Origin of the sequence: Flavobacterium sp. LHD-85, from assembly GCF_030929595.1 — a bacterium.
Taxonomy (GTDB): domain Bacteria; phylum Bacteroidota; class Bacteroidia; order Flavobacteriales; family Flavobacteriaceae; genus Flavobacterium.
In genome coordinates, this window is the sequence record NZ_JAVFVR010000001.1 from 267,620 (window position 1) to 287,840 (window position 20,221).

Sequence of the window (20,221 nt, forward strand, 5' to 3'; positions counted from 1 at the left end):
ATTGAATGTAGTTTACACTACTTTATTATTGTATTTCGTAAATTACAGGAGCAGTTCTTGGCAATAAATAGCTACCAGCTCCAACAAGTTTAGTTTTAATTTCAGAAATAGTAACTTGGTCTCCTTTACCTGCTCTTGAAAGTACTTGTTTACATTGTGCATTCATTTTGTTTCCTGAAACAACAACTGTAGGCTGTCCAGCAATTTTCATATTGAATCCAACAACATCTAAACCAACTTCAAAATCAAAATCAAGAAGTTTAGCTCCAATAGTAGCAATCTCTAAGTTAGATTTAGGACCTTTAACAACTCCCATCTCACCTCTAATTGTTCCTGTTGGACCAGGAATACCTTTAATTCTGAATGTTTTCTTATCAGTTACTTTATCACCATTTGGTAAAGTACCAGTTACAGAAATTGTAGTTTCAGTACCTTGACCTGGGCTCATGTTATATTTTCCTGGTTTTCCAGCAGAAGATAAACCTGGAGCACTTGCAACAATTTTATTAGCATCAACACCAGCAAAAGAAACAGAGATTGGGTTAACAACTCCTCTATATACTACGTTCATTTTGTCTGCAGAAATTGTAGCTGCGTTTGGTCTTGGAACAACAACGTATTTACCAGAGAATTTTAAAGGAATATTTTTTCCATCCTCTAAGAAAGTAAATTGTCCATTGATATCTTGTTCTCCAACTCCACCAGCAGTTAAAGAGATAACAGCTTGTCCGTTAACAATTTGTCCAGGACCTTGGAAAGAAGTTGGTGTAGTGTTTTCGTCATAACGACCTAAAACAACTTTACCAGTTACTTTTTCACCTTGGAAATAAGCATTTTTATCTAAAACAACGATTGCTTGGTAGTTGCTGTAAGAAGCAGCAGCAACTGCAGCTTTACCTAAAGCACTGTTGTAAACGTCTGCTTCAACTTTTTTAACGTCATTCTGCCAAGCAGAAAGTTTTGCAGCAGATGCGATAGCAGGGAATCCTTTAAAGTGATATGCTAAGTATTTTTCTTTAAGCCCTTCTTTGTTTTTAACATCAGAAACATCAAATTTCTTCTCAACCTCAGCAATAATTGCCGCGTATTTTTTGTCTGTTCCTAAAGCAGCTTTAATATCAGCTTTATATTTTTCGATTTTAGAGATAATTTCGTTACCTTTTTTAGTGTAACCGTCTCCTGTAAACCAGTCGTCGATATTATCTCCTCTATCCATTGACTCATAAGGCATTTTTCCAGTTGCTTTATCAACTTCGAAACCTTTAACTGCCTGAGCTTTTAGAGTAGCTATATAATCATAAAAATCTTTTGTAATTGTTTCAACTTTGTGAGCTGTAGTTGCTGCAATAGCAAACTCTCCTTTTGCTTCAGCTGCTTTTTGGTCTAAAGCTGTCAATAAACCAGCGTTAGCTTCAGTTGAAGTGGTATTAGCTCCTTCGAATTTTTCATTCATCAAACCAAAAGCAGAAATAACTTCTTTTGATACGTTCATTGCTAACATCGCGATGAAAACCAGATACATCAGGTTAATCATCTTCTGTCTAGGGGTTAATTTTCCTCCTGCCATTTTTTTCTAATTAGTTCTTTATTAATAAATTTAATATTAGTTAAAAACTAATTATCCTTTGTTACTCATTGCAGAAAGCATACCACCGTAAACGCTGTTTAAAGAAGCGATGTTTGCAGTCATAGATGCCATTTGTTCTTTTAATTTAGAAGCGTTTTCAGCGATTTCTTTGTTAGCTTCAGCATTTCTAGAAGCGCTTTCTAATTGAACTTTATATAAACTGTTTAATGATTCCATTTGAGCAGCTGCAACAGATAATTCTTCAGAATATTTCTTTTGTCCTGCGATTGAATCTACAGTTGGAGCAATTCCTTTAGCAGCAGATTCGAAGTTTTTGATGCTGTTTCCTAAACTTGACATTAATTCACCGTCAATTTTAGCTTCTTTTAATAATGTGTCTAATTTTTGAGATAATAATCCTTGAGCATCAGTTGGAGTTTCAGCTTTAGCCTTTTTCTCTCTAGCTTGTCCGTTAGCTAATTCTGGGTAAACTAGAGTCCAATCTAGTTCTTCTTCAACTGGTTCGAAAGCAGAAAGCGCGAAAATTAAAGCCTCAGTAACTAATCCTACTGAAAGCATAACTGTACCAGTTAATGGTCCAATCTCAAAGTGAGTAATTTTGAATAACGCTCCAACGATTACCACTGCCGCTCCCATACCATAAGCGAAATTCATTGCTTTTTTACTTAATAATGCCATAATACTTTTTTTTTAGGTTTAAAATAGATTTGTTGGATATTGAATTAATTATAAATTACTTTTTTCTGTTTCCTGTAACTTGAGTACCCATGTAATCTTGCACAGTTCTGAATCCGATGTAACTTCTAGCAGAATCAGCATATTCGTGGTCACGAGTGCTTACCTGTAGGAAATAAGCAACGTCTTTCCAAGAACCTCCACGAACTACTTTTCTTTGGTTTTTACCATCGATAACGTTTGGATTCATTGTTGATACATACTCGTAAGCGTTTGGATTGTAAGCTGAATCCGTCCACTCAGAAACGTTTCCTGCCATGTTGTATAATCCGTAACCATTTACATCGTATGATTTAGCTTCAACTGTATAAAGAGCTTCGTCAGCAGCATAATCTCCTCTACTTGGTTTGAAGTTTGCTAAGAAACAACCTCTATCACTCTTAGTATAAGGACCTCCCCATGGGTAAGTTGCAGACTCTAGACCACCTCTAGCAGCATACTCCCATTCTGCCTCAGTAGGTAATCTGAAAGCATTTACTAGGTCACGCCCTTTTTTCTTAGATTTAATATAGCTGTTTTTGTTTAAAGTTCTCCAAGCACAGAATGCTTTAGCTTGTTTCCAAGTTACACCCACTACTGGATAATCTCCATAAGCCTTGTGCCAGAAGTAATCATTGTGCATTGGCTCATTATATGAATAAGCAAAATCTTTAATCCAAACTGCAGTATCAGGATAAACATTTACCTGCTCAGTTTTTACGAAGTCACTTCTTTTTCCAACTTTTGCTTTTGCAGCAGCTTGAATATCCATCCAAGAATAACGGAATTTCAATTTATTTACATCAATTGTTCTTAAACCATTGTATGATTCCTCAATTGGCAAATACATAGAATCCATTACTTCAGCGTAATACTCATCTGGATATGCTTTTGTATCTTTAATTAACTTAACTTTTCTGTTTAATTTTCTTCCAGCATATGGATCATCTTTTGTACCAACACTATAGTAGTTGTCGTACATATATTTATCATAAGCTGTCATTTTTTCTGGATCAGAATCATTAAAAGCGTAGTCAGCAATGCTTCCTGCTTTTTTACCTTTTCCATCAGTAGCTTTTTGCCCTGTTTCGTCTGCTAAGATTGCTAAACGAACTCTCATTGTAGAGTCTTTTACCCACTCCACAAATTGACGATACTCACTATTTGTAATCTCAGTTTCATCCATGTAAAATGAACGAACAGTTACAGTTTTAGTTGGAGCATCTTCTACGTTAGCTAAATCAGCATCTGATTTACCCATAATAAAAGATCCACCCGGAACTAATGCCATTCCATAAGGCTTCTCAGGATGCCATTTCCCTCCTGTAACACCGACTAATTCACCTTTGTCACCAGACTTACCACAGCCGATTACTAGTGTTAACATTGCTGCAAATGCAATAAACTTCTTCATATAAATTTGGGATTATCTATTCATTATTAAAAGTCCGTAAACGTATTTATTATTTATCTAAAAAACAATACTACTTGCGAATTTATTTTACCGTTCAAAAATAATGTTAAATAAAATAAAAAAAAAATATTTTATCGATAAACTGTCGCAAAAAATCGATGTAAAACGTTAATTTTTATGTTATATAAATATTTTCTTACTAATTTATTTTAACCTTTTTAAACAGGTTTTAAAAACTTAAGAATTCACTTAATTTTTTGATCTATAAAGCATTTTTTCGTTGCGCTTTCCACCATCTTTCTGGCAATTCTTGATTGCAAGCCGACAAATATTCGTCGTAAGAACATGGTAATAACGTATTTCTTTTCAATTTATTGCTGCCGTTTGATTCAAATGGAATTTCGATCCACCAGCGATCAGTTTTATCACTTTTATAGAATATCAATTCCTCATCATCTAGCGGAACTATATACTTCAAATAGTTTGCTCGACTTCCAAACGGATATTCTTTTGAACGATAGTGATATCCTTCGATAAAATACCATACAATCTGAGCAATAATAACCGATTCAGCCAATGTGCTATTATGATTAAATACCCCAAAACAAGAAACTTTATCGCTAATACCGGCATATCTAGCCAAAGCGCAAATTTCTTTTCCGTTGAATCCGTTCGGCTCAAAAACAACCATATTACCTGAAGCAGAAGATTTTACAGAATTCAAATCTATACTAACCAAGTCTGCATCTCTAAAAACAGGCTCAGCCAAAGTAATTTTATTAGAAATCTCGCCTAATCGGTAAGCATCAAAAAATAACTTCTGGATCAAATCGATTTCTTCTTGTGAATTATAATAAGTCTGATATCCTATATTACAGTAATTGAAAAGATTATTTGGCTCATCAATAATAATTTTTGTCAGATATGAATTAGCCGAAACTGACTCATTTTCCTTACCAAAATCAAATTTATTATCAACTGCAACCAAATTTACCATCTGCTCCAAATCATCGTAAGCACGATACAAAGCATAGGTCAAATCCTGAGAACCTCCCAGGACTATAGGAATGACTTTATTCTTAATTAATGTAGCCGTAACCTTCTTTAATGCATAATAAGTATCCTCTATCGCATCGCCCGCAAGTATATCTCCTAGATCTGCGATTGAAGCATCCCAATTGCCTGGAAACATACTATAAAGCTTTTTACGCGTAGCAGAAAGATTAACTTCGTTAATCATATTAATATTGGTACGGTCTTCTAAAACGCCAATTATAGCAATATTAATCTGCGCAATATCAGGGAACTGATCTTGGGTATGAAAAACAACTTTGCTTCCAAGCTCTTGTGAAGACAGTGCGCTGACGAATTTTACAATTCCGTCATTAACTGGTTCTAGAAAATCAAATTCCATTTATATACTTATTTCTTTTTAGCAGCTGTTTTTTTAGCTGGAGCTTTTTTAGCCATTGTTGTTTTTTTAGCAGCGGTTTTCTTTGCTGGTGTTTTTGCCGCAATCATTTCTTGAACTTGAGCCAATGTTAATTTCGTTGCATCAACATCTTTACTTAATTCAATTTTGATTTTTCCTTTCAGAATCACAGATCGTCCCCAACGGGCTTTTTCTACTACAATTCCTTCTTCTTCCCAGTTATGAATAACCTTATCGATGTTTTTCTGAAGCTTTTCTTCAATCAATTCTTCAACATCAGCTTGAGAAAGATTATCAAAATTGTATTTCTTGCTCACATTTACAAAAAGACCGTTCCATTTAATGAATGGTCCAAAACGCCCCACTCCTTTTTGAACAGCTTCTCCTTTGTAAACTGCAATTGGCGCATCAGCAAGTGCTTTCTCGTCAATTAATTCTTGAGCTCTTTCTTTAGAAACATTAAGCGGATCTTCTCCTCTTGGCAATGAGATAAAAACACTTCCGTGGCGAACATAAGGTCCGTAACGTCCATTATTCACTTCAACTTCCTCTCCTTTATATTCACCTAAACTTTTTGGAAGCAAGAATAAATTCAAAGCTTCTTCAAGTGTAATATTTCCAATATTTTGGTCTGCCATTAAGCTGGCAAACTTTTTATCTTCATCATCCGCTTCTCCAATTTGAGCCATTGGTCCAAATTTTCCTAAACGAACAGAAACTTGTCTTCCTTCAGCATCTTTTCCTAAAATCCTTTCACCGCTTTCGCGCTCCGCATTTGCCTCAACTTCTTTTACATTTGGGTGAAATTTATTGTAGAAATCTTGCATCATTTTTGCCCAGTCAATGTTTCCTTCGGCAATTTCGTCGAAATCCTGCTCTACTTTTGCAGTAAAATTATAATCTAAAATGTTCCCGAAATTCTTTACCAAGAAATCAGTCACAATAGTTCCGATATCTGTTGGAACCAATTTTCCTTTATCAGAACCTGTATTTTCTTTTAGAAGCTTCTCTCCTACTTTACTGTTTTGCAAAGTAAGCTGTGTATAATTACGTTCTACACCTTCAAGAGTTCCTTTTTCAACGTAATTTCTATTAATAATTGTCGAAATAGTTGGTGCGTATGTAGATGGACGACCAATTCCAAGTTCCTCCAATTTTTTAACCAAAGATGCCTCAGTGTAACGCGCAGGTGGTCTTGAATATCGTTCTGTAGCTGTAATATACTTATTTACCAGTTTCTCATTTACTTTTAAAGCCGGAAGCATTCCCTCTTGCTCTTCCTCATCATCATCATGACCTTCTAAGTATACTTTTAAGAAACCTTCAAAAAGCAATACTTCTCCAGAAGCTGTAAAAACTTCATCATGATTATCTGCTTCAATTTTTACGTTTGTTCTTTCAAGCTGCGCATCGCTCATTTGCGAAGCCAAAGTTCTTTTCCAGATCAAATCGTATAAACGAGCTTGGTCACGGTCGATATTTACAGTATGGCGAGACATATCAGTCGGACGAATTGCTTCGTGTGCCTCTTGAGCTCCTTTACTTTTATTAGCAAAAACTCTCGGTTTAGAGAATTCTTTTCCGTAAGATTTGATAATTTCTGCCTGAGCAGCATCCATTGCTTCTTTAGAAAGGTTTACCGAATCGGTTCTCATATAAGTAATAAGTCCGGCCTCGTACAAACGCTGTGCTAACTGCATGGTAATTCCAACTGGCAAATACAATTTTCTCGCAGCTTCTTGTTGAAGTGTTGAAGTTGTAAAAGGTGCTGTTGGAGATTTTTTGGTAGGTTTAGTTTCTAAATCGGCTACCTTATATTTAGAACCGATATTTTGATTTAAGAAATCTTCGGCTTCTTTTTTAGTATTGAAGTTTTTTGGAAGTTTTGCTTTGAAAGCTTTTCCTGCTTCATTTACAAATTCTGCAACAATTGAATATGTTGCAACTGCATTAAAACTTTGAATTTCGCGTTCTCTTTCAACAATCAGACGTACAGAAACAGATTGTACACGACCCGCTGAAAGTCCGCCTTTGATTTTTCTCCATAAAACTGGAGATAATTCATATCCTACTAAACGATCTAGAACACGACGTGCTTGTTGTGCATTTACTAAGTTATAATCAATTTCTCTTGGATTATCAATTGCTTTAAGAATCGCAGATTTTGTAATCTCATGAAAAACAATTCGTTTGGTCTTTTTTGTATCCAGTTTCAACTCTTCCGCCAAGTGCCATGAAATAGCCTCTCCCTCGCGGTCCTCATCGGATGCTAACCAAACCGTTTCGGCATTCTTAGAAAGTGATTTTAGTTTCGTTACCAAGGCTTTTTTATCCGGAGAAACTTCATATTTTGGTTTAAAACCATTTTCTACATCTACTCCTATTTCCTTCGATGGTAAGTCCGCTATGTGACCATAACTTGACTCCACCTGAAAATCACTCCCAAGAAATTTCTCGATCGTTTTCGCCTTTGCAGGTGACTCCACTATTACTAAATTCTTTGCCATTGCTCTATTTTTCTGCAACAAAAGTATTTATTTTTTTTAAATATTAACCTTACGAATGCATTTTTGAAGTATTTTGATATTATGAAACTTAAAATTGCAGATTTATCTGTAATAATATCGATAATATATATAGGTATAACTTTTAGTAATTTTTAACCAAGGAATCCCTTTATTTTAGATTGCAGATTTTAGATTTTAGATTTTTTGCAGTTAAATTTAAACTTACAACTAGCACATATCAAATGATAAACAACACATATTCTAAAATCTAAAATCTGCAATCTAAATTTTTTAAAACATTGTTAATTCTTTATCTGACATCTTGTCATATTAGATTCAATTACCCTATCTTTGCACTTTGAATTTTTACAATGGAAAAGATTATTGAAGAAAGCAAACAGGGCGAAAGTCTTGTTTTGGAGAATAAACCTGAGAATACTAAAAAACTATTTATAGAAAGTTACGGCTGTGCGATGAATTTTTCGGACAGTGAAGTCGTAGCTTCGATTTTGTCTGACGGAGGTTATAACACCACTTCGGTTTTGGAAGAAGCCGATTTGGTTTTGGTGAATACTTGTTCAATTCGCGATAAAGCTGAACAAACAATTCGTAAGCGTCTTGAAAAATACAATGCTGTAAAACGTACCAATCCAAAAATGAAAGTGGGCGTTTTGGGCTGTATGGCTGAGCGTTTGAAAAGTCAGTTTTTGGAAGAAGAAAAAATAGTTGATCTTGTTGTTGGTCCTGATGCTTATAAAGATCTTCCGAATTTATTGGCGGAAGTTGAAGAAGGCCGTGACGCCATTAATGTAATTTTATCAAAAGAAGAAACTTACGGAGACATTTCGCCTGTTCGTTTAATGAGTAACGGAATCACAGCTTTGGTTTCTATTACTCGCGGATGTGATAATATGTGTACGTTCTGTGTTGTGCCTTTTACGCGAGGACGTGAGCGTAGTCGTGAACCACAAAGTATCATGAATGAAATTCAGGATTTATGGAATAACGGCTATAAAGAAGTTACACTTCTTGGACAAAACGTTGACAGTTATCTTTGGTACGGCGGCGGATTGAAAAAAGATTTTGTAAATGCTTCTGAAATGCAGAAAGCAACTGCGGTTGATTTTGATCAATTGCTTGAAATGGTTGCTGTTGGTTTTCCAAAAATGCGTATTCGATTTTCGACTTCAAATCCGCAGGATATGCATGAGAGTATTTTACATGTTATTGCAAAATATCCAAACATTTGCAAACATATTCACTTGCCAGTTCAATCTGGAAGTAACCGAATTTTAAAAGAAATGAATCGTTTGCACTCTCGTGAAGAATACATGGCTTTGATTGATAAAATTAAAGCGATTGTTCCTGATGCTTCGATTTCACAAGATATGATTGCTGGTTTCCCTACAGAAACTGAAGAAGATCATCAAGATACAATGAGCTTGATGGAATATGTAAAATATAATTTCGGTTATATGTACTCGTATTCTGAGCGCCCTGGAACTTTGGCTGGAAGAAAAATGAAAGATGATGTTGAAGAGGAAACAAAAGCTAGAAGATTACAGGAAATTGTCGATTTACAGCAAAAGCACGCTTGGTTTAGAAGCGAGGAATTTGTTGGAAAAACAGTTGAAGTTTTAGTTGAGAAAGTTTCTAAGAAATCTAAAGATGAATTCTCAGGAAGAAATTCTCAAAGTATAACGGTAGTTTTCCCAAAAGAAAATTATAAAATTGGAGATTTCGTAAACGTAAAAATCACAAGCTGCACTTCTGGAACTCTTAAAGGTGAAGCAGTTGGTTTGAGTAGCATGAATTAAGTTTTTTTAGCCACGAATTTCACTAATTTACACGAATTTTCTTTCAAAAATTTCTATAGATTTGTTTTAAAAAACAAATATGGAATTGTACAGAAAAGAAGAATACTATAAAATTGTTGGGATTTGCATGGAAGTTCATAGAATATTAGGAGGCGGACTTTTAGAAATTGTTTACAAAGATGCATTAGAATATGAATTTAGAAAACACAATATCCCCTATGAACGTGAAAAAGAATATAACATTCAATATAAAGAAATTGTTTTAGCGCATAAATTCTATGCTGATTTTGTGGTTTATGATGAAATCATTTTAGAAGTAAAAGCATCAAAAGAAATCATTGATGAATATACTACTCAAACAATAAATTATTTAAAATTAGCTGATAGTGATTTAGGAATTATCGTTAATTTTAATAAAAAGACATTACAACATAAAAGAGTTATTCATTGACACGATTTCAAAAATTCGAGAAATTCGAGAAATTCGTGGCAAACAAAAAATACAAGCCAAAGTTTTAGGCAAAACCTGAAACAAATAAAAACTTGAAACAAAATCTATATGGAAACAGTTCAAGCAATAAAACAGCGATTTGAGATTATTGGAAATGATCCAAAATTAAATCGTGCTATCGAAAAAGCCATTCAGGTTGCTCCAACTGATATTTCGGTTATGGTAACTGGGGAAAGTGGTGTTGGTAAAGAAAACATTCCTAGAATTATACATTCGCTTTCGCACAGAAAGCATGGTAAATATATTGCCGTAAACTGCGGTGCAATTCCGGAAGGAACAATTGACAGTGAACTTTTTGGTCACGAAAAAGGCGCTTTTACAGGCGCAACAAGCACTCGTGAAGGTTATTTTGAAGTAGCAGACGGCGGAACAATCTTCTTAGATGAAGTTGGTGAATTACCTCTTACTACTCAGGTAAGACTACTTCGTGTTTTGGAAAATGGTGAATTTATTAAAGTAGGTTCGTCTCAGGTTCAAAAAACCAATGTTCGTATCGTTGCTGCAACAAACGTGAATTTATTTAACGCTATCGAAAAAGGCAAATTCCGTGAAGATTTGTATTATCGTTTAAGTACAGTAGAAATTACTTTACCTCCTTTAAGAGAGAGAAACGATGATATTCATTTGTTATTCAGAAAATTTGTAGCCGATTTTGCTCATAAATACAAAATGCCTCCTTTAAGATTGGATGATGACGCTGTTCAGCTTTTGCAAAAATTCAGATGGAGCGGAAATATTCGTCAGCTTCGAAATGTGGCAGAACAGATTTCTGTTTTAGAAACTAATAGAGATATTACTTTAGCAACTTTACAATCGTACTTACCAGCTGAAGGAAGCAATTTGCCTTCTGTTATCAACGACAGTAAAAAAGAAAGTGACTTTAGCACAGAAAGAGATATTCTGTATAAAGTGCTTTTTGATATGAGAAGCGATCTGAACGATTTGAAAAAACTGACTTTGGAATTAATGAAAAACGGCACTTCTAAAGTACAAGATATTAATCCGAATCTAATTCAGAAAATATACGGAAATCAGCAAAACGACAGCGAAATTGATTTTGAAGAAGAACCAAGAACAGCTGTTATGACAACACCTTCTGTTCGTGAAGACAATTATCAAATGCAAGACGATAATTACTTATTTGCTGAAACCATCGAAGAAGAAGAAATTTTACGTTTGGAACAAAAAGAAATCGAAATGATCAAAAAATCATTAGAAAAAAACAAAGGAAAACGTAAAGCGGCAGCAGATGAACTGGGTATTTCTGAAAGAACTTTGTATCGTAAAATCAAGCAATTCGATTTATAAAAATAATTAAATTACAATTTCAAAATTCCAAATTCCAATTACTATATTTGACCACAATTGGAATTTGGAATTTTAAACTAATTGGAATTTCACCAATAAACATTATGAAAAAAATATATTCTCTTTTCGCATTATTAAGCCTTTTCATGTTGAGTGGCTGTTCTGTTTATAACTTTACAGGAACAGGAAAAATTGATGCAAAAACATTTCAAGTCAACTTCTTTCAAAACAATGCAGACTTAATCGAACCGGGAATCGATAGAACTTTTACCTTGGCTTTGCAGGATTTGATTATGAATCAGACCAACTTAAACTTGGTTAGCAATAGTGGCGATTTGGTTTATGAAGGCGAAATTACAGATTATCGAATTACACCAATGACAGCAACTGCAGATCAGCAAGCCGCACAAAACCGTTTATCGATTCGTGTCAATGTGAGATTTACGAATAAAAAGAAAGAAACAGACGATTTTGAAAAATCTTTTGAATTCTATTATGATTTCCCTGGGCGAGACCTTCCAACAGGATCTGTTTTAAACGAAGCAATCAGAGTAATTTTTGAAAGAATCACACAAGATATCTTTAATCAATCATTGGCAAAATGGTAGTTTTGCCTGTTTGTTTAATCGTTAAATCGTAAAACCGTTTAATCGATAAAACAACCAAAAACAAATAAACGATTAAACAATTAACTGATTAAACAAAAAACAAATAATGAACGTTAGCGATTATACCTACTTAATGAACAAACCCGATGCTATTACAGAAAAGCAGGCGGACGCATTAGGAAGTGTTTTGAATGAATTCCCGTATTTTCAAAGTGCACGCGCATTACGATTAAAAGGACTTTACAATCAAAACAGTTTTAAGTATAATTATGCTTTGAAAGTTACAGCAGCATACACAGCTGATCGTTCTATTTTATTTGATTTTATAACTTCTGAGGCTTTCACTTCTATCCAAAATGATTTTTACGAACAAAAACTGAGGGATCTTCTTGAGATCACTGTTTTTGACAGCGAAATCATTTCGCCAGAGCAAATTCAAAAAGCAATTGAAATAAAAACCGACATTGAAGATCTGCCTGTTTCAAATGCAATTAAAGAAGTACAAACTGCTTCTGTTGAAACGTCTCCAATTGTTGAGTCTGTAAAAATTGAAGAATTTGTAAAAACTGAAGAACCTGCACCTACTGAAGAAATAGAAACTCAAGAATCGGCAGTTATTGAAGAGCCTAAAAAGTTTCCGGAAATAGATCCTTCTATTTTTCTAGCAATAAAAGAAGCTCAAACTATAACTTTTGAAAAACCAATAGTAAAAGAAGAAGAGCCAAAACCACTTCCTGAAATAGACCTTTCTATTTTTGCTGCAATAAAAGAAGCGCAAACCGTAACTTTTGAAAAACCTGTAATAGAAGAAGTAGAACAGAAAATTGAGTCTGTCGAATCTACTATTTCTAATGAGATCGCAGAAACTGAAACAACTCCGTCTTCAGAACCAATACAAACTGAGGAACCTAAAATTGACCGTATAGAAAAGTCTATTTTAAGTTCTATAAAAGTTTCCGAAACACCTTCTGTTACTGAACCTGAATCGATAATTTCTATTGAAGAACAAAAATTTGATCGCATTGAGAATTCTATTCTAAGTTCTATAAAAGAAGCGGAATCGGCAACTGCTGTACAAGCTGAGGAATTAAAAGCCGATGCTGTTATAGAGGAACCTGTTTTAAACTCGGCTGAAGAAGAGGAAGATGACAGCGTTATCGAAGAAATGATTATTCCAGAATTTAAAATGAATCCTGTTGAACGATCTATTCTTTCTTCAATTAAAGAAGCTGAAACAAAAGCGCCTGAAGAGCCAAAAGAAGAGATTCTAGAAGTTCTGCAATCTGAGGATAAAGAAGAAGAGGAAATTCAAGAAGAAAATGAAGAACCAATTGAAGAAATAATCAAGGAGGAAGAGCCTAATGAACCTGCAAGAACTGCAGCGGAACATTTAGAGATAGGAAAGCCTTTGGATTTTTCTCTTAGCGAAAAACATTCATTCCAAGAATGGCTACAATTATCTCGAACAGAACCAATTGACCGCTCAAACGAAATTTCTCCAGAAGAACAAGCCAAAATTGAAGCTGCTAAAGAAGAAGAAAGACAAAAGAAGGCTGAAATTATCGATAAATTTATCGAAACCAATCCAAAAATCTCTCCAATAAAACCTGGAACAAGTGCTCCAGCAGTTCAAATTGAGGCTACTATAGAGGACAATTCGTATTTAATGACCGAGACTTTGGCTAGAGTTTATCTGGAACAAAAGAAATATACAAAAGCAATTCAAGCTTATGAAATATTAATTTTGAAATATCCAGAAAAAATTACTTTCTTTGCAGACCGCATATCGGATATAAAGATTTTACAACAAAATAACAATAACAATAATTAAGTAATGAGCACATTTTCAATTTTTTTAGTTTTAATCACAATAGTTTGTTTTCTATTGATCGTAGTTATCATGGTACAAAACCCTAAAGGAGGCGGATTATCGTCTACTATCAGCGGAACTCAAATGTTAGGTGGAGTACAAAAAACAACTGACTTTTTAGATAAAAGTACTTGGACTTTAGCTACTGTTTTAATTGTGCTAATTTTACTTTCAAGCTTAAGCTTCTCTGGATCTTTAAGCGATACAGAATCTAAAATCATTGACAAAACTGAAGCTCCTGTAAACGCACCAGCAGCTCCAGCGCAAGGAACTACACCAGCTCCTGCAACTCCAGCACCAGCTAAATAATAGAAGCTCTATATAAAATCTAATGCCAGCCTGTCAAAGCTGGCATTTTTTTTAAGAAATAATGTCAGTTTTTCTAGCATGGCATAGTTTCTGAAAGTTTATAGAACAGAAAAAAACGTATAACTTATAATAATATAAAATCATGGCTTTAAACATTAAACCGCTTTCAGACCGCGTACTTATTGAGCCTGTTGCAGCTGAAACTAAAACTGCCTCAGGTATTTTTATTCCAGATACTGCCAAAGAGAAACCACAAAAAGGAACTGTAGTTGCAGTAGGAAACGGAACTAAAGATCACACAATGACTGTAAAAGTTGGTGATACTGTTCTTTACGGAAAATATGCAGGAACCGAGTTAAAACTAGAAGGCACTGATTACCTAATCATGCGCGAGGATGATATTTTAGCGATTATCTAAAGATTGTGTAAGCCGTAAGCTTTAAGCTATAAGCTTTCACAAAATGCCTATAGCCTACTGCCTAAAGCTTAAAGCCAACAAAAAATGAGAGATTTTAAAAAATATGACATTTGGCAACTAAGTCATTCTTTAACTTTAGAAATCTATAAATTAACATCTCTTTTTCCAAAAGAGGAATTATACGGATTAACAAGTCAGATTAGAAGGGCATCTTCCTCAATTCCCACCAACATTAGTGAAGGATGCGGAAGAAATAGCGACAAAGAATTTAATCAATTTCTCAACATTGCTTTGGGTTCTGCCAATGAGACAGAATACTTATTGATTTTAGCTAAAGATTTGCAATATTTAAACAATGAAATTGCAGAAAAACAGATAGAAAAAATCAATAGCATAAAAAGCAAAATTTACAAACTAAAACAAGTATTAGTTCAGCAATAAGCTGTAAGCCATAGGCAATAAACACTATGCTGTAACTAAAACCCACAGTAGAAAAGCCTAAAGCTTAAAGCCTACTGCCTAAAGCATAAAAAAAATTATTAACAGCAGTAGAAAAAGCTTAAAGCTTAAAGCCTACTGCCTAAAGCAAAACAATTAAAATGGCAAAAGATATAAAATTTGATATTGAAGCACGTGACGGATTAAAACGTGGTGTTGATGCATTAGCAAATGCTGTAAAAGTAACTCTTGGACCAAAAGGTCGTAACGTAATTATCGGAAAATCATTTGGTGGACCTACAGTTACTAAAGATGGTGTTTCTGTTGCAAAAGAAATCGAATTAAAAGACGCACTAGAAAATATGGGTGCGCAAATGGTAAAAGAAGTTGCTTCTAAAACCAATGATTTAGCTGGAGACGGAACTACAACGGCTACAGTTTTAGCTCAAGCTATCGTAAAAGAAGGTCTTAAAAACGTTGCTGCAGGTGCAAATCCAATGGACTTGAAACGTGGTATCGACAAAGCTGTTGAAACTATCGTAGCTGACTTAGCAAAACAAGCTAAAGTAGTTGGCAGCGATTCAGATAAAATTCAGCAAATTGCTTCTATCTCTGCTAATAATGACGAAGTTATTGGTGAATTAATCGCTACAGCTTTCGCTAAAGTTGGAAAAGAAGGTGTTATCACTGTTGAAGAAGCAAAAGGAACTGATACTTTCGTTGACGTTGTTGAAGGAATGCAGTTTGACAGAGGATACCTTTCTCCTTACTTTGTAACAAATCCAGAGAAAATGGAAGTTGAATTAGACTCTCCATACATCTTATTATATGACAAAAAAGTATCTTCTTTAAAAGAATTACTTCCAGTTTTAGAGCCAGTTGCTCAATCAGGAAAACCATTATTGATTATTGCTGAAGATGTTGACGGTGAAGCTCTTTCTACATTAGTAGTAAACAAATTAAGAGGTGCTCTTAAAATTGCTGCTGTAAAAGCTCCAGGTTTTGGAGACAGAAGAAAAGCAATGTTAGAAGATATCGCAATCTTAACTGGCGGAACTGTAATTTCTGAAGAAAGAGGTTATACGCTAGAAAATACAACTATCGAAATGTTAGGAAACGCAAAAAGAGTTTCTATCGATAAAGACAATACAACTATCGTAAGCGGTGCTGGTGAAGCTGATATCATCAAAAATAGAGTAAACCAAATTAAAGGTCAGATGGAAACTACTACATCTGATTACGATAAAGAAAAATTGCAAGAGCGTTTGGCTAAATTAGCTGGCGGTGTTGCTGTTCTTTATGTTGGTGCTGCTTCTGAAGTTGAAATGAAAGAGAAAAAAGACAGAGTTGATGACGCTTTACACGCAACTCGCGCTGCTGTTGAAGAAGGAATCGTTGCTGGTGGTGGTGTAGCTTTATTGAGAGCTAAACTTGCTTTAGCTGACTTAAAAGCTGACAATGCTGATGAGGCTACTGGAATTCAAATTGTTTCTCGCGCTGTTGAAGCTCCATTAAGAACTATCGTTGAAAACGCTGGTCTTGAAGGTTCTGTTGTTGTAGCTAAAGTTTCTGAAGGAAAAGGTGATTTCGGATACAACGCAAAAACTGACGAATATGTAGATATGCTTACTGCAGGAATTATCGATCCTAAAAAAGTAACTCGTGTAGCTCTTGAAAATGCTGCATCTGTTTCTGGAATGATCTTAACTACAGAATGTGCATTAATTGATATTAAAGAAGAAAATGCCGGAGGCGGAATGCCAATGGGAGGCGGAATGCCAGGAATGATGTAATTCATTCTCTTCTTAAAACTTAAAAGCGCCAGATTTCTTATCTGGCGCTTTTTTTTGTTTGCCACGAATTTCACTAATTTCCACGAATTAGTTTTAATCTTTTGCGTATAGTTTAACTAGCCACAGATTACACAAAGCATTATTGGAAATTCGTGCAATTCGTGGCAACTCTTTTATTTAACATTCTCTTTTTCTTTAAAAAATCTGTTATCAATACCTTTGCAACTTCACAATAATATAAAAAATGAAAAAGTATTTTACTTCACTCCTATCTTTAGTTTTTCTTTCGCTTTCATTCTTTTTACAAGCCCAAAATGCTAAAGATAATTATGTAGTTTTAGTTTCGATGGATGGATTTCGCTGGGATTATGGCAAAATGTATAATCTTCCAAATCTGAAGCAAATTGAAAAAGAAGGTGTTCACGCAAAATCAATGAAACCTTCATATCCTAGTAAGACTTTCCCAAATCATTATTCGATCGTTACAGGACTTTATCCAGATCATCACGGAATTATCAATAATGTTTTTTATGATGCTTCTTTGAATCAATCTTTTTCATTATCTAGTAATGCTAAAAACGATTCAAGATTTTATGGCGGAAATCCAATTTGGAATTTAGCTGAACAACAAGGTGTAAAAACCGCTTCTTTCTTTTGGCCAGGTTCTGATATTGACAAAAGAAACCCAAGTTATTTTAAAAATTATGATGGCAAAATTCCGTATGGAGCTAGAATCGACACGGTTATAAAATGGTTGCAGCTTCCAGAAAAACAGCGCCCTCATTTGGTTACTTTATATTTTGACGAACCAGATCATACGGGTCATAATTTTGGTCCGCTTTCACCAAAAACTGAAAAAACAGTGATCAAAATGGATTCGATTATGGGCGAAATATCTAGAAGATTAGATCAGTTGCCTATTGGAAAACAAATCAATTTGATCATCGTTTCAGACCACGGAATGGCCACTATCAGTAATGATAAAAAAGTAGCGGTGTTAGATTATATAAAACCAGAATGGTTAGGTTATAAAGACGTTATTAATCCAATTATGAGTCTTCAGGCAAAACCGGGTTATCAAGATTCTATTGCCAATGCTTTAAAAAAAGTGCCACACATTAAATTCTGGAAATCGACTGAAGTTCCAAAAAGATTGCATTACGGAACGAATCCTCGCGTACATGATTTTGTTATTGAAGCTAAAAAAGGTTGGAGTTTAGTAAGCAAAGAAAGCACGCATATTAATGGAGGAACGCATGGTTATGACAATGAGGAAAAAGATATGCATGCTATTTTCTACGCAAAAGGACCTGCTTTTAAAGTCAATAAAAAAGTAAAAACGTTTCAGAATGTTTCGGTTTATCCTTTAATCGCTCATATTTTAGGATTGCAAGTAGGCGAAATTGATGGAAAACTGAGTGATGTAGAGTCGGCTTTAGCTAATTAGAAAATGTGGCAATTTGATAATTTGATAATTTTTGAATTGTAATAATTTGACAAACTGAATTGCCTCCAGCTTTAGCTGAAGAAAAAAATCAAACTTCATAAGAGAAAGGCTTTAGCCAAACTTTATCGTTTGGCTAAAGCCTTTTTTCTATTCTGAATACTACCTCCAGCTAAAGCTGAAGGCAATTCAAAAAAAAACAATTTCATACAGCATATATCTGTAGAGGCGCACCGCAGTGCGTCTAGTCTAGTATATCAATCATTGTGATTACGTTGCGTAGACGCACTGCGGTCCGCCTCTACAGATACACATTATCAATAGCAATATCTAATTATCAAATTGCCACATTTTCTAATTAACTAACCACTTTGTACGTTGGATCTTCGATTACATTTACATTAATAACCGCATCGGCATTTTTAAGCAACTGTCTGCAATCGGCACTTAAATGCTGCAATTCTACTGTTTTATTTAACTGATTGTATTTTTTCGTCAGATTATTTAAAGCTTCAATGGCCGACATATCAGAAACACGACTTTCTTTAAAATCGATTATAATATGATTTGGGTCGTTTTGGATGTCAAATTTTTCTAAAAAAATAGTGGTCGAACCAAAGAATAGCGGTCCGTAAATTTCATAATGTTTTACTCCGCTTTCATCGATATAATGTCTAGCGCGAATTCTTTTGGCACTTTCCCAAGCAAAAACCAAAGCAGAAATAATTACGCCAATTAAAACGGCCAAAGCCAGATTATGCAATACAATGGTAATTACGGCAACTAAAATTCCAACAAAAATATCATGTTTCGGCATTTTATTAATAATCTTGAAACTTGCCCATTCAAAGGTTGTAATGGCAACCATCATCATTACACCAACCAAAGCCGCCATTGGCAATTTTCCAATTATGGGCGCACCAAAAAGTATAATCATTAAAATAGTCAAAGCGCCAATAATTCCTGCAAGTCTAGCTCTCGATCCCGCGCCAAGATTTACCAAAGTCTGTGCAATCATAGGGCAACCTCCCATTCCGTAGAAAAAACCATTTAAGATGTTTGAACTTCCTTGTGCAATACATTCTCTATTGCTATTTCCTCTTGTTCCCGTAATTTCATCAACCAAATTCAGCGTAAGCAAACCTTCGGTCAAACCAACGGCCGCAACAATTACCGAATACGGAAATATCACTTTTAAAGTTTCAAAAGAAAATGGAATATTCGGAATATGAAACGGAGGAAATCCACCTTGAACTGAAGCAATATCTTCTACCGTTTTAGTTTCAATATTAAAAATAATGACCAGAGCAAAAACGACCATAATAGCCACTAAAGATGCTGGAACTGCTTTTGTAATCTTCGGAAAAACTAAAACAATAGCAATTGTCAAAGCAACCAACCCTAGCATAATATACAAAGGAGTTCCCTGAAGCCAAGAAATCTGGCCATTAACTACGGTTTTAAACTGCTCCAATTGCGACATAAAAATCACAACCGCTAATCCGTTTACGAAACCAAACATAACGGGTTGCGGAACCAATCGAATAAATTTTCCGAGTTTAAAAAGTCCGATACAAATTTGAACAACACCTCCAAGAGCTACAGCAGCAAAAACATATTCTATTCCGTGCGATTTCATCAAGGCAATCAAAACAATTACCGTTGCTCCTGCTCCGCCCGAAATCATTCCGGGTCTTCCTCCAAAAATAGCCGTAACCAATCCTGCAATAAAAGCTGCGTACAAACCAACCAGCGGGGGAAATCCAGCCAGAATAGCAAACGATAATGATTCAGGAATCATAGTCATTGCAACGGTTAAACCTGCTAAAATTTCATTTTTATAATTGACTTTCTGACTAAAATCGAAGAGTTGGAACTTTTTTTTCATGGCGTAAAATTAGAAAAATAATACGCAAAAGAACAGACCTTTTAGCTGATAAAAAGTTATTGGAAAAACACCTCAAAAAACAGTTAAATCAGATTAACTGTTCGAGAAGAAAAAGAAAGATAGAAAGTATAAAACTTAGCATTCCAGATTTATTTTTACAAT

16 protein-coding genes are annotated in these 20,221 nt (G+C 34.7%); 10 read left to right on the forward strand and 6 right to left on the reverse strand.

Annotated features, from left to right (window positions below; genetic code table 11):
- Nucleotides 1-25 precede the first annotated feature (25 nt).
- The 5 genes from gldM to topA form a co-directional block, all read right to left on the reverse strand.
- Nucleotides 26-1,567, reverse strand: coding sequence for a gliding motility protein GldM (gene gldM, locus RB618_RS01155; protein WP_308067123.1), 1,542 nt, complete (start codon nucleotides 1,565-1,567; stop codon nucleotides 26-28).
- A gap of 51 nt (nucleotides 1,568-1,618) precedes the next feature.
- The gene (gene gldL / locus RB618_RS01160) at nucleotides 1,619-2,266 is read right to left on the reverse strand and encodes a gliding motility protein GldL (protein ID WP_008467092.1); all 648 of its coding nucleotides are present in this window, start codon (nucleotides 2,264-2,266) and stop codon (nucleotides 1,619-1,621) included.
- Between the two features lie 55 nt (nucleotides 2,267-2,321).
- The gene (gene gldK / locus RB618_RS01165; protein ID WP_308067124.1) at nucleotides 2,322-3,716 is read right to left on the reverse strand and encodes a gliding motility lipoprotein GldK; all 1,395 of its coding nucleotides are present in this window, start codon (nucleotides 3,714-3,716) and stop codon (nucleotides 2,322-2,324) included.
- Nucleotides 3,717-3,978: 262 nt separating this feature from the next.
- The gene (locus RB618_RS01170; protein WP_308067125.1) at nucleotides 3,979-5,130 is read right to left on the reverse strand and encodes a formimidoylglutamase; all 1,152 of its coding nucleotides are present in this window, start codon (nucleotides 5,128-5,130) and stop codon (nucleotides 3,979-3,981) included.
- A gap of 8 nt (nucleotides 5,131-5,138) precedes the next feature.
- On the reverse strand, nucleotides 5,139-7,655 hold the full coding sequence (gene topA / locus RB618_RS01175; protein WP_308067126.1) for a type I DNA topoisomerase: 2,517 nt from the start codon (nucleotides 7,653-7,655) through the stop codon (nucleotides 5,139-5,141).
- A gap of 371 nt (nucleotides 7,656-8,026) precedes the next feature.
- Here topA and miaB point away from each other — a divergent pair, with 371 nt between their 5' ends.
- From miaB to RB618_RS01225, 10 genes are all read left to right on the forward strand, one after another.
- A complete protein-coding gene (gene miaB / locus RB618_RS01180) occupies nucleotides 8,027-9,472 on the forward strand; it encodes a tRNA (N6-isopentenyl adenosine(37)-C2)-methylthiotransferase MiaB (protein WP_308067127.1) in 1,446 nt (481 codons plus the stop codon).
- Between the two features lie 79 nt (nucleotides 9,473-9,551).
- Entirely contained in the window at nucleotides 9,552-9,923 is a 372-nt protein-coding gene (locus tag RB618_RS01185) for a GxxExxY protein (protein ID WP_308067128.1), read from the forward strand.
- A 108-nt stretch (nucleotides 9,924-10,031) separates the two neighbouring features.
- Nucleotides 10,032-11,291 carry a sigma-54 dependent transcriptional regulator gene (locus RB618_RS01190; protein ID WP_308067129.1) on the forward strand — a complete coding sequence of 420 codons (1,260 nt, stop codon included), beginning with the start codon at nucleotides 10,032-10,034 and terminating at the stop codon, nucleotides 11,289-11,291.
- Nucleotides 11,292-11,395: 104 nt separating this feature from the next.
- Nucleotides 11,396-11,899, forward strand: a complete 504-nt coding sequence (locus RB618_RS01195; protein WP_095928622.1) for an LptE family protein — start codon at nucleotides 11,396-11,398, stop codon at nucleotides 11,897-11,899.
- 106 nt (nucleotides 11,900-12,005) lie between these two features.
- Nucleotides 12,006-13,730 (forward strand): hypothetical protein, encoded by a 1,725-nt coding sequence (locus RB618_RS01200; protein ID WP_308067130.1) that lies wholly within the window; start codon nucleotides 12,006-12,008, stop codon nucleotides 13,728-13,730.
- 3 nt (nucleotides 13,731-13,733) lie between these two features.
- Entirely contained in the window at nucleotides 13,734-14,078 is a 345-nt protein-coding gene (gene secG, locus RB618_RS01205; protein ID WP_177210784.1) for a preprotein translocase subunit SecG, read from the forward strand.
- A 142-nt stretch (nucleotides 14,079-14,220) separates the two neighbouring features.
- Nucleotides 14,221-14,496, forward strand: a complete 276-nt coding sequence (gene groES, locus RB618_RS01210) for a co-chaperone GroES (protein WP_008467105.1) — start codon at nucleotides 14,221-14,223, stop codon at nucleotides 14,494-14,496.
- An 84-nt stretch (nucleotides 14,497-14,580) separates the two neighbouring features.
- The gene (locus RB618_RS01215; RefSeq protein WP_308067131.1) at nucleotides 14,581-14,937 is read left to right on the forward strand and encodes a four helix bundle protein; all 357 of its coding nucleotides are present in this window, start codon (nucleotides 14,581-14,583) and stop codon (nucleotides 14,935-14,937) included.
- A gap of 158 nt (nucleotides 14,938-15,095) precedes the next feature.
- Nucleotides 15,096-16,727 carry a chaperonin GroEL gene (groL, locus tag RB618_RS01220; protein ID WP_111365082.1) on the forward strand — a complete coding sequence of 544 codons (1,632 nt, stop codon included), beginning with the start codon at nucleotides 15,096-15,098 and terminating at the stop codon, nucleotides 16,725-16,727.
- 244 nt (nucleotides 16,728-16,971) lie between these two features.
- Entirely contained in the window at nucleotides 16,972-18,174 is a 1,203-nt protein-coding gene (locus RB618_RS01225) for an ectonucleotide pyrophosphatase/phosphodiesterase (protein ID WP_308067132.1), read from the forward strand.
- Nucleotides 18,175-18,529: 355 nt separating this feature from the next.
- On the opposite strand, the gene RB618_RS01230 is transcribed toward RB618_RS01225, so the two are convergent.
- Nucleotides 18,530-20,059, reverse strand: coding sequence for a SulP family inorganic anion transporter (locus RB618_RS01230; RefSeq protein ID WP_308067133.1), 1,530 nt, complete (start codon nucleotides 20,057-20,059; stop codon nucleotides 18,530-18,532).
- Between the last annotated feature and the right edge of the window lie 162 nt (nucleotides 20,060-20,221).